Source organism: Gilliamella sp. B2889, assembly GCF_026536885.1.
Taxonomy (GTDB): Bacteria; Pseudomonadota; Gammaproteobacteria; order Enterobacterales; family Orbaceae; genus Gilliamella; species Gilliamella apicola_E.
In genome coordinates this window covers 341,868-354,284 of the sequence record NZ_JAFNNF010000001.1, presented here as the reverse complement: position 1 = coordinate 354,284, position 12,417 = coordinate 341,868, and the positions used below count along the sequence as shown (strand labels likewise).

Here is a 12,417-nt window from a genome sequence, read left to right as displayed (position 1 = left end):
ATGCACATTATACAAACAACAATAGATGATGTATTAGAGCAATCATTTTCACTATACGATATGAATTTGCGATTAACGTTGAGATATAATGCAATATCAACAGGATATCAATTTGATTTATTTGATATTGATAAAGATGAATACATTACGAAAAACAAAGGGTTATCTGTCGGTAGCCCGTCATTAATTGAGTTTAATTTACCTTTTGTGCTGGTATTAGATGATAAATCGGGATTTGGTATTAATGCGATATCTAAAGACGATTTAGAAAATCGTATGCAATTATTAATCATGACAAAGGAAGAATATCGTGCGTCAATTCGGCAGGGTTTTAGAGCTTAAAATAGGTAATCGTAAAGAAAGCATTGTTATTAATAATCTTAGAGTTACGTTTTCTATCAAAAAAACACTATCTTCAGAGCCAAATACTGCCGAAATATCAGTCTATAATCTCAATGCGTCAAATCGTAACCTCATTACGAGTAAACAATATCATTTTTTAGAGTTATCAGTCTGCTATAAAGAAGATGTATTAAGATTGATATTTTGTGGTGATATTTTGACAGTTGAAAATAAACTGACAGGACAGGACATCATCACAACGATGCGATGCGGTGACGGACATCGAGCTTATAACGAAAAAACCATTATTAAAACGATGCAAAAAGGGCAAAAAGATAGCGACTTTTTAAATGAAGCTGTGAGCAGTTTTGGTGTTCAAAAGGGCGCTATTAATTTGCCAAATGATAGGGCTCTGCCTCGTGGCAAGGTGCTTATGTGCGACACACGCGAGGCTATGCATAAAATCGCTATTAACAATAATGCGGACTGGTCTATACAAGATGATCAGCTAGTTGTTATCCCCAAAAATAAAGCGCTAGCAAATAACGAGGGTTGGGTCATTTCTAGAAACACGGGAATGATTGGAAGTCCTAAAAAAAGCAACGACGGGCTAGAAGTTACAACGCTATGCAATCCGCATTATAGAATTGGTTCGCTTGTTCGTGTTGAGTCAAAACTCACCGAGTATAACGGCGATTATAAAGTCAAATCGATTGAGCATAACGGCGATTTATACGGTACAAACTGGCACAGTAAATTAGTTTGCACGGCCGGAAAGTTTGAGAAAGTATAAAACGAATCATCAATCCAAAGTTGATCACAATTATAACAATTTGGTTAATAAAACATTAATCAAAAATATAAAAACACATCGCACTTAAAGATATCATTTATCAATAAATTAATCTTATATCAATGCTTAACATTGATCTTAACCCGCTTCGGCGGGTTTTTATTGCTCGGGGAAAAGATGACAGATTCACTATTTGAAGCGATTGAAAATCAAATAAAACGCGCTCAATCAAATATATATACTGCTTTGCCTGCAAAGGTTATTTCATTTGACGGTCATACAGTTCAATGTCAACCAATGATTAATAGAGTACTAGCAAATGGACAAGAAGTTTCAATCCCTCCTCTGGTTGATGTTCCTGCGCAGTTTCCTCATGCAGGCGGATTTTGCATTACGGTACCTATAACAGCGGGTGATGAGGGGCTTGTTATCTTTTCGAGTCGTTGCATAGATGGTTGGTTTGCATCGGGTAATGTATCTAAACCATTGGATAACCGAATTAATGACTTAAGCGACGGTTTTTTTATTGTCGGTTGCAATAGTGTGCCAAATAAAATACCTGATTTTTATCATGATGGCCTTTCGATGCAAACTGACGACGGATCGACACATATAAGGCTTACAAATGGAACAATCTATATAAAAGGGAACATTGAGCATGAGGGCAATATGAATCAAATCGGAAGCTACAATCAAACAGATGGTAATACAAATAGCTCTGGCACGATAACGGCTCAGGATGTTAAAACCAATAAAGGTATTGATTTGAATACGCATACGCACACAGATGTAAAAAGCGGCAATGAAAAAACAGGAGCACCGACATGATAGTCAGAGGTTTAGATAACAATCACGATTGGACTTTTGGTCATGGTCTGGGTAACTATTTAGATTGTTCTGATGCGATAGCGCAATGCCTGAAAACCAAATTATTAGCACTAAAAAGAGACTGGTTTTTAAATCGTGAGGACGGCATCGCATGGTTTGATTATCTAACTAAAAATCCTAACACAAAACAATTAGAAATTGATGTAAGAACAGAAGTTTTTAAAGTTGATGGAGTTGTAAATATCGATAGTTTCGACATTTTATTAGATACCGATAACCGCAAATTTCTAATTCAAATCACATACACCGATAAATTCAATAAAACTAACGAGGCATCATTTAATGTTACAGATAACAGATAAAGGTATCGAAATTGATGACTTATACACTATTCAAAATCGATTAGTTTCCGCATTTAAATCGATATACGGTGATGATGTCAATCTCGATAGCGATACGCCTGACGGTCAATTATTAGGGTTATTTTCACAAGAGCTTGCAAACATACATCAAGCTGTTTCTTTTATGGTGCAAATGTTAGACCCGTACCAAGCAACTGGGCATTGGCTGGAACAGCGAGCAATGTACGCAGGAATAACCCGAATTACTGCGTCATATTCTTATATTGATGAAGTAATTTTCACGGGCTCAGCAAAAACGACAATACCAAATAATTCTATTTACATAGATAAAAACAAAAATAAATGGGTTACGACAGAATCAATAACATTGAACAATTTAGGTAGCGCTCGCGTCAAATTCAGGTCGTTAGAACTCGGTAATTACACTGTTAATGCAATGGACGAGTTCACGCCAAGTACAATAATCATAGGCGTAGATAAAGTCACTGCGAATACTAAAAGTTATGGTGGCGTTGATGAAGAAACGGATGATCAATTATTAAAAAGGTTTATGTTATCGCACTCAATTAATAACTACGATGATCGGCAAGGTATACAGTCTTCATTAATGAATATAACAGGTGTGACTAAATGCGTTGTATATGAAAATTATACGAATAAAACCGATGAAAAAGGTGTGCCTGCTCACTCATTTAACGCTGTTATTTTAGGTGGAGCTGATGAAAAAATAGCGGAAGTTATTACTAAAAAGAAAATTGGTGGATGTGGGTTATATGGTCAAATTGAATCCTCTTATTTATTAGATGGTATACCGCGTAGAGTTTATTTCGATAGACCAAAAAAGGTCGATATCAACGTCTCAATGGTTATTGGTCGTTATAAATCATTTAACGATATCAATACTGAGCAAATCAAAAGCAACCTTAAAAATCTTGATTTTGACATCGGCGAAAATGTTTATTCATCACGCATTATCTCAAGCATTAACCTAGTTGACGGGTTTTATATTAAAGAACTCACGGTTAATGGCTCAAATATAGCAAATATTGATCATCGAGAATATGCACAGATAAACAATGTTGAGGTGATAATTGAATAGAGAAAAATTTATTATTTGGCAATATCGAACAAAGCCAAAGGCTTTGGGCACGATTAGAGCTATCTACGCAGAAACCGATAACACGTTTAAAAATGTTGTTCAATTAGCAGATATTCTCAATATTGACGATGCAAAAGGTTATGCGCTTGACTTAGTCGGTAAACATGTTGGCGTGTCAAGAGTTTTACCAACAGCTATTGCCAAAAAGTATTTTGGTTGGTTAGAAGACGACACCGCGCTTTCATTCAATGTTGGTGAGTTTTATAGAAATGGTGATGCATTGCATGCATCAGTCGTTTTAAATGACAATGACTATCGTTTTTTTATTAAGGCTCGCATAACAAAAAACTATCAAACTGGCGAAATATCAAATATTGTTAATTCAATTAAATTCGTGATTGGCAAACATGGAAATATTATTGATTCACAAAATATGACAATGAACGTATTAGTTAACAGTGATCAACTAAGTTCACTTACTTTTTATGCAATTAGTAAAATGGATATTTTAGCCCGACCTGTTGGTGTTATGTACCAATTTATTGTTCTAATTAATAACGAGCCGTTTGGATTCTCGCATGACAATGTCTCATTCGGTTTTAATTTAGGTAAATTTGTTCGACTACAAGAAATAGGAACTTCTCAATGAAAGTACAGAATAAACCAGATTATTTAATTTTCGCTGACTCAGCAAAAAAAGGTGAAAATATAGATTTTCCTGATGTGAGTAGGGGCTGGGGAATCACCATCGATCAAACCGCATCAAAACCACCTCTTGAATGGATGAATGGTGCATTTAACCGCATTGATAAAAATATGATTTATTTGCTCCAGCAGGGCGTGCCAGAATGGAGTGAGTTGGTTACTTACCCAGTAAATGCAATTATCAAATATAACGGGGTGTTGTATACCGCTATAGTTGAAAATGATAATGCTAAACCCTCCACGAATACAACAAAATGGAAAAAAACACAGGCTGAAATACCAATTGCCAGACTTGATCAAAAAGGTCTCGTCAAACTAAATTCAGAAATTAATAGCGAATCAGAAACCGACGCTGCTACACCGCGTGCAGTAAAAAAAACGTATGATCTAGCAACTATTGCCAATACAACAGCAACCACGGCAAACAATACAGCAAACGCAGCAGTTAAACGATCTGGTGACAACATGGCTGGCGAGTTGTTGATTAAAAATAAACGAGTGTTGGTCGATGGCGATGCATTTCGTTTCAATGGCTATTTGAATAAAACCAATCTCAATAGTATCACTGCATCTCAGCACGGGGTTTATTTGCAAAACATGAATGAATTTGCGACGATATCGAATAATTATCCGATAAACGCAGCAGGGTCGTTAATTGTGACTCAAACAGGCGGCGACGGTATTAAAGGTTGCTTGCAAATTTACACTGATTATTACTCAGTACGGCAATTTGTAAGAACTTACAGAGACGCACCAAACATATGGTCGCCGTGGGTTGAGCAGATTACATCTGCAAATCTAAACACTTATTTACCTCCTCCGCCACCGCCTCAAGTATGGCATAACGAAATATCGCAACGTGCCGCAAATGTAGTTTATACGAATACAACAGGACAGACTATTTTCGTAATGATCTCGTTTCAACACGGCTGGTCCGGGACTGCAATAGACATGCGCCTATTCATCAATGGCATGGAATTTTATGCAACAACGGGGGGCTCTGGAAGCGGTAGCACAAAAAATGTAACAATGTATATGCCGATCCCGGCGGGGTGTACATATAGAGTAACCGGGGGTGGCAATTTAACAGCATGGTATGAGTTGAGGTGAAATCATGAAATATTATAAGGATGCAAATAATCAAGTTTATGCGTACTGCGACGACGGCTCTCAAGACGAGTTTATTTCTCGGGATCAAATTGCGATAACAGAAAAAGAGGCTCTAAAATTAATTAAGCCAAAACCAGCGGATATTCAATACCAAAATCAATCAATAAAAACAGCGTTAATTAATGAAGCCAATGAAAAAATAGCGGTGCTTCAGGATGTTATAGATTTAGATATGTGCGAATCAAACGAGAACGAGCAGCTAAAACAATGGAAAAAATATCGTGTATCATTAACTCGTGTTGATACGTCAGATGTTAATGCCTTGTTTCCTGAAAAGCCGAATAACTAAACGCTATCAATCTTCAACTTCACATACTCTACCGCATCTTGATACGATTCAAATATTCCGACTTTGTTTAATCCGTTGTTCCGATAAAGGCACCACCAGTCATTGTGTATATCGTATGACGGAAAAATTAAATACGAATCATTGTCTCAATCGAAAATTGAATCGTTATCATGGTCGGTTAGTATGTAAATTGTTTTTGTGTAGTTTATTGTGATAATGTTATGAAAGATTAGTTAGTTTTATTCATCATAAACTAATATTTTTCTGGAGCGTGAATTGAAGTGAAATTGTGGGAAGTAGATCGCGAAAATAAGTGTGACCAATTTGTGACAAAAAAATCTATTAATATATACTAAAATCTATCAAAATTTACTAATTGAAATTTTGATTAACTCTTGTTATTTATAGGTTTGTTAAGGTTTTTCAATTAATGTATTTTAGTAAGCCAAGACACTTCTAAGCCGCAGGTCACCGGTTCGAATCCTGTAGGGCACGCCATTAAAATTAAATATAACTAAAGGTTTAATGTTAAATATTTTCTTTATTTACATTTTGCGACGCAGATTGTGATCACACCTAAAATTTGCGCAAATGGATAGCATTCAAGTTATTATGTTATTTCAACCATTTTAACGTTTCTTACCCACCAAATTCTTTTAAGTTGTACTGTAGCAGATCAAGCTTTTTTATTTACATTTCATAAAGCGATGTTAGGTCAAAGCGAAAAAAGAATTGAGCTTGCTATTGCTTTATATACTCCAGAGCCGTCAAAGGGTGAATTAACGGTTTTCGGTTTAACAGAAGCTGATTATTAAGATAAGTATATAGAAATATGGCAAGATAATTTAAAAGCTTTTAGATTATTCAAGGTGATTTCTACTCAATGGGATGCAAGCATGGGCAGCATAATAGGGCTTGATTACAATTGCTTTTCGTTGGTAGTGAAACTCAAGGATATCTGTGAAAATGAACGCATTTTTAATATATGAATTATATTCTTTAATACAATTTGGTAAAATTAACTCATTTTCGTGTTCTCCATATACACTGGAATGAATTTTTTGAAAAAATTATTATGATAAAAATCGAAAATTTAATAGGATTATCGATAATTGAATTTTAATGTAAAAAATTTGACTTCAATACTACAGGTTATTTTGAAATAGTAATGTAACCATCTGAATATTAATTACAAATTACTATGAGTGATAATGCCGATGAACTTATTGTTCATAATCTTTCCCAATTAGAAACTACCCCATATTTTATCCCAGATTGGGCAAATAACTTCCCCAATAAACCAGTTATGCAATGTTGGGGGTGTTAAAATGAAAAAGGATATTCTGATTTAATTTGTCTGGGCTTGATGAATTAATACCCAGTATCGTTTTGTCTTCTTTAGCTTCTGAAATAAAAGTCGGATTAGTCAATTATGATAAATAACTAGAAAAGGATAAAATAGAAAAAACAATAATTAATGGAGTTAATTAAATGATTTATTTAAATGGAATAGGTTTTTTTATATTGTCACTATTTATCTTTTGGTGGGCTTATTTATTAGTTTTCGTAATTGGTCTAATAATTTTATGCTTAGCTAAAACCAAAATTATGCGAAGATTAGGTATTTTGTTGATAATCACACCAATAGGTTGTTATATTTTTGCCTATTTATTATACGTTTTTTTATCATTAATGTGGATTTGACCTATTTCAATTACCTTTTTACCTAAATAATAAAAAAGCGGAAGTCTATTTCCGCCTTTTTTATTAACAATAAAATATAAATAAAATTCGCTATTTACCTTTTGTATTCCTTTTCTCTTTTTTCGGTTTTTTATTTGATGATAACTGCAAAGCCTGTACACTTTGCACTAAGTCAGCCAATTGCGTAACAATTTGGTTTCCGGTATCACTTTCATCACCACCTAGTGTTTTATTGCGTATAAAATCAGCTTTGATTTGTTGCCAACGTTTAGTTTGTGTATCAGTTAATACGCCACGAATTTCAGCGAGTTTAAGAAGATTTTCTTCAGCACCATTAGTTAATAGTTGAGCTTCACCCAAATAGTGATCGTTGATGATTTGATTTAGTTCATCATCATTCATAACAGAAGAAACCTTCTCAGCAAGTTTATTCATGTTTCGATAACTACCTTGAAGTTTGAAAGGTGGTTCTGTACGGTATTTATCTGATTGAGCAGCACTAACGATGTATTGTTGGTTAACTTTGAATACCACTTCTCTAATTTTCAATAGGTGAGTAAGTACTGCAATAATTTCGCTGATTTCTGCTTGGCTGTAAGCATAACTTAATTCATTGCTATTAAGTGGCTTACCTTGTGCATGGTCAATGAGTTGATAAAGATCATTTAAGTCACGTAGCGCAAGTGGTGCTAAAATTGGATTTGAAGTTAAGCAGTTTTCAATATAACTTGAAGCAAAAACTTCATCCATACCACCAAGAACTTCACCTAAATTATAAATATCTGCACGGTTAGCCAACATATCTGGTATTTTGAATACTTCTCCTGATTCAGTATATGGGTTACCTGACATAATAACGCAGAATTTTTTACCTCGGAGATCATAGGTCTTAGTTTTCTCTTTCCAAACACCTTCTATTCGGCGTGAACCATCACAAAGGGAGATGAATTTTTGTAAGAATTCCGGATTGGTGTGCTGTATATCATCAATATAAAGCATGACGTTATTTCCCATTTCAAGCGCTAGATTAAGTTTTACTAACTCTTGTTTGGCAGTTGCATTCGGTGCTTGATTTGGATCGAAAGATAACACACTATGACCTAAAGCCGGACCGTTAATCTTCATAAAGATTAATCCAAGACGATTAGCAACATATTCCATTAACGTCGTTTTACCATAACCTGGTGGAGATATAAGCAGTAATAACCCCATTAAATCGGTACGTCTAGTTTCACCAACCGTTCCCATTTGTTTAGCTAAGTTATCACCAATGATAGGTAAGTAAACTTGATTAATGAGTTTGTTTCGCACAAACGAACTTAATGGTTTAGCCTTAAATTCCTCCAGATGTAGAAGATCACGTTGTTCATCGAGTACTTCCTGACGAAAACTTTGATAATGCTGAAACTCCGGAATAATAATTCTGGACTGTTTACGCATGCGACTAAAGAAATCATCAAGATTAATATTCAACACTCCCTGAATTATACTTGGATGATCGCCAAGTAAATCGTTGACGGAAATATCAAGCTCAAGCTCGCTAATTCCCAGTGTAATGCTACTTTCTTTATCTAACATACACAATACTAAAGCTTCAGCTATATAGTCTGATAGTTTTTGATATTGGGGTAGGGTACAAAGACCTTTAAACCAACTTTCGATTAGAATCCAGCGATCGGCAAGTCGTTTTTGAAGATTGCTTTGTGATTGGTTAAAATCACCCCACATATGAGATTCCTCGAGGCGGGCTTTTAAACCTTCAAATAGATAGTGGCCATATTTACTTAACGTAAATTCTTGTGGTGTTTCGGCTAATATATAACTTAAATATTCAGTTGCTTGTTTTACATGATACTGTTCATGTTGAATAGGGTACTTTTCTAAAAATTTGGTTAATTCAAAAGACATCTCTGTTTGAAGATTTCTTATACCTTCATCATGACCAAATAACGCCTGTATATCTTTACAAGTTTTGGCTCGCTCTGGCCATAATTTGGCAATATCACTCTTTTGATTATGATGCCAAAAAAGAATAGCTAAGCTTCGGGCTAAAGGGTTATAGCGTAATAGACCGGCCGCTTCACCTAGCGGGATCAGTTTGGCTAATATTTTTAATGCATCGTGATCGTGAATCCCTTTTTCATAGCCCTCACGATATCGCATTGACGCATAATCTCTTACTGTTTTAGCGAATACCTCAGGTTGGTTTAATTGATTTTTTAAATTGTCATAACTTAAATCATGCTCTTTTTTAAGCGCTGAATTAATTATTGAATATGCTAAATATTCACCACGGTAAACACTAGGCGATTCGGATTCTAATGAAATTGACCAGAAAGGTTTATAACTTTCTAATTTAGGGTGATTAATTCTTTCCTGATAATCAGTACCCGTTAATTGCAAATAAAGATGATCCTCTTTTGGTACAATGGTTAAATCAAGTTCTTGGGTGTTGACACTAAACTTATGTCTTGGCCCCAGTTTGATTACATTTCCGCCAGATTCAAATATTTCTGATTTATCTCGTAAGGCACGTATTGATTGATCTCTGGCACTTTGGAAACGAGATTCAATATCATCTGCTTTGACATTATCAAAAAGTGCTCTTAATTTTTCGACTATTTCACGAATTTTTAAAGCTAAAGCGTCGGCAACAAAAAAAGCATTTAACTCATTTTGATCAGAAAATTTAGCCGTTCTTCTTGGTATACTATCTAAAATTCGATTGGCAGCCGTAAGTAACGCTTCTGTTCGTCTTGTTCTATCTTCAAGTAGTGATTGTTTATGGGTTTCAAATGATTCTAATATCTCTTCCCGTTTAGCCAGAATATCATTAAGGAACTCTTCACTTTCACTGAATTGATTTTCAAGCTCTTCAAGTTGTACTAGAAGACGAGATAGCTCATCATCACATTTTTCAGGTGTTGTTGCCATACTCAAGGCATTGGCAATACTTTGGCCAAATAATTTAAATTGAGCACCAAATTGAGCGACCATTTCAACATTAGCTAAATTTTTTCGTTTTTGTTGGATTTTAGCTTTTGTTTGGTTAAGTTTTGCATAGACTTCAGCTATTGATTCTATGATTTTAGTTTGTAATGTGACGTCATCAAATTTTAGGGTTGCTATCAATTGTGAAAGCATATCTAAATCAGTTGACATAGTTTCTGTTATTTCAACAGATTCAAGTAATTTTGCAACAGTATCTGCTTTGGTAATTTGCTGTTCAATATCGTCAATTTTTATATTGAATGGTTCTAATGCTTTATCACTTCCTAAAAACTCAGCAGTTGCTAATGAAACCTCAGCTTGTCTAACTTTTAGTTTATTTTCCATTTCATCGATTTGGTCTAAATCAATGTATCGGTAAGTTCTTAATGTGACTAAACTGCCAAGTTGTAATTTTATTGCATTTAATGCATCAACAAATTCTTGAGTTTCTTGCCAGCTATCAGGGTAAAGCTTGGTTAATAAATCTTGTTGATTAGAAATTGCCTCACGCATAGCGTTTTCGGATTGACGTCGAATGCTTTCGACTTTTTCATACTCATCTATAACTAATTCACTCGTTTGTGAAATATTACGAAGAATAGGGGAGAATGATAGTTGTTTCTCGTCATTGAGCCAAAAGTAATTATCAAAGAGCCGTTTTGTATCTTCACTTAGTTTGCTATAGAGTTGTGAAGAGACTGCCTGGTTATCGATTTCGCGCGAGATAAAATACAGATCTGAAATTCCGCGGACAAGTTCAGCATTACCTATTTTTCCGAGGAAGCTATTATTTGTCGGTTGCTGTGCTGCATATTCATCACTATAAAAGGGAGTTTGCCAAATTTGCATTGGATGAACTCTAGTTGGCTCATCACTTTCTCCTTCAAAAACGACCATTCGACCATCTTCAAAAACGGCGTAGCCATGACCTAAAATTGGGTTATCTAGTTTGCGTTCAATCATATTATAATTGAACAGCGCTAGTCCCCCATTGCTTGGGTCATAGAAAATGTATAAAACATCTTCACCATTTGGCGAACGGCGAATTCGTCTGAAACGCATACCTGACATTGATTGGTCAAAAGTTTTATAATCTCCATTTTGTAAGTAGTATCCCCCAGGAAATATAATTCCATGATCTTCTGGAAGTTGAATGCATGATTGACCAATAAAATCTATACGATCGACTTGCTGGGTTAGCGAGTTATAAACTAAATAGCGCCAATTGTCTTCGCGGTAAGGGAGAATTTTCAATAGGATTAATGAACCAACTTTTGCATATTCTATTTTAGCATCATTAATTGATTGATTTTTATCAACAACTTCTTCTCGATAAATTCCTAAACCATCATTAGTATTATTTTCACACTTTATTGTTAAGTCACCACCAATGGTTTCAACAAATACTGTATCAAGAACATTGATATGAGGAAATCGCCCATTAACAATATCTTCACGTGTTGTTTCGATCCATTCAAAATCGTAGGCAGGAGGTAGTGCGATATCTCGCTCACCTCGATTATCTATATACTCAATTGTTTTTTTATCGCTAGATATAGACCATCGAAATACACGAATATCACTAATTCGTTCTCCAATTTGAAAACTAGCAAGAAGTTTTCCATCACGTTCAACAAGCTGAAGTAACTGGGCATTTTTATAATAAGTATAAAGTTCATTAAAGTCTTGTATAAATCGATCTATATTTAAGAATGTATTTGAGAGATCAACCGGATCAGCTTCATAATTGTTATCACGTTCAACTAATTGATAAAGTGAAAATACATCTTCTATCTTGGTTTCTTTTTTTAATCCCAAATAGACGTTATAACCAAACAACAACCAATCACCAAAGCGAACAATATCTCGTGCTACACAGTTATTTTCCGTTCTAATACGAATACGGCTAATAATGGACATGTCACTTTTACCAAACTCAGATAGCCTTTCCTGATTTAGAGCTTCTGTCTTTTGATTAAGTTCTTGTCCTAAAGAGTTTAAACGTTTACGAAGAATTTCATAAGCTCCGCCTTCCGCGACTGCTTTATCAATTGATGTTTGTTGCTGATCTTGGGTTTCTGACATGTTTTACTCGTTGAAGATAATACTGAAATACCTAATGTTTTAGGTAGGA

Annotated in this window: 10 protein-coding genes; 9 read left to right on the top strand and 1 reads right to left on the bottom strand. The window is 34.8% G+C overall.

The annotated features are described in order from the left end of the window. The 9 genes from J3U09_RS01645 to J3U09_RS10945 all read left to right on the top strand — a co-directional run bounded on the left by J3U09_RS01645 (position 1) and on the right by J3U09_RS10945 (position 6,577). Entirely contained in the window at positions 1–342 is a 342-nt protein-coding gene (locus J3U09_RS01645) for a phage baseplate plug family protein (RefSeq protein WP_267356863.1), read from the top strand. Next, on the top strand, positions 311–1,135 hold the full coding sequence (locus tag J3U09_RS01640; RefSeq protein WP_267356861.1) for a phage protein: 825 nt from the start codon (positions 311–313) through the stop codon (positions 1,133–1,135). The genes J3U09_RS01645 and J3U09_RS01640 overlap by 32 nt, the downstream gene beginning before the upstream one ends. A gap of 162 nt (positions 1,136–1,297) precedes the next feature. Beyond that, the gene (locus J3U09_RS01635; protein ID WP_267356859.1) at positions 1,298–1,963 is read left to right on the top strand and encodes a Gp138 family membrane-puncturing spike protein; all 666 of its coding nucleotides are present in this window, start codon (positions 1,298–1,300) and stop codon (positions 1,961–1,963) included. Continuing rightward, on the top strand, positions 1,960–2,325 hold the full coding sequence (locus J3U09_RS01630; protein ID WP_267356857.1) for a hypothetical protein: 366 nt from the start codon (positions 1,960–1,962) through the stop codon (positions 2,323–2,325). The genes J3U09_RS01635 and J3U09_RS01630 overlap by 4 nt, the downstream gene beginning before the upstream one ends. After that, complete coding sequence (locus tag J3U09_RS01625) at positions 2,306–3,424, top strand: baseplate J/gp47 family protein (RefSeq protein WP_065563031.1); 1,119 nt, start codon at positions 2,306–2,308, stop codon at positions 3,422–3,424. Before J3U09_RS01630 ends, J3U09_RS01625 begins: the two co-directional genes overlap by 20 nt. Further along, positions 3,417–4,073, top strand: a complete 657-nt coding sequence (locus J3U09_RS01620; protein WP_267356855.1) for a DUF2612 domain-containing protein — start codon at positions 3,417–3,419, stop codon at positions 4,071–4,073. The genes J3U09_RS01625 and J3U09_RS01620 overlap by 8 nt, the downstream gene beginning before the upstream one ends. After that, positions 4,070–5,239: a pyocin knob domain-containing protein gene (locus J3U09_RS01615; RefSeq protein WP_267356853.1), complete on the top strand. Its 1,170-nt coding sequence runs from the start codon at positions 4,070–4,072 to the stop codon at positions 5,237–5,239. Before J3U09_RS01620 ends, J3U09_RS01615 begins: the two co-directional genes overlap by 4 nt. A gap of 4 nt (positions 5,240–5,243) precedes the next feature. Further along, entirely contained in the window at positions 5,244–5,588 is a 345-nt protein-coding gene (locus J3U09_RS01610; protein WP_267356851.1) for a tail fiber assembly protein, read from the top strand. An 824-nt stretch (positions 5,589–6,412) separates the two neighbouring features. After that, on the top strand, positions 6,413–6,577 hold the full coding sequence (locus tag J3U09_RS10945; protein ID WP_416380026.1) for a DUF1799 domain-containing protein: 165 nt from the start codon (positions 6,413–6,415) through the stop codon (positions 6,575–6,577). Positions 6,578–7,382: 805 nt separating this feature from the next. On the opposite strand, the gene J3U09_RS01605 is transcribed toward J3U09_RS10945, so the two are convergent. Then, entirely contained in the window at positions 7,383–12,368 is a 4,986-nt protein-coding gene (locus tag J3U09_RS01605) for a DNA repair ATPase (RefSeq protein WP_267356849.1), read from the bottom strand. Between the last annotated feature and the right edge of the window lie 49 nt (positions 12,369–12,417).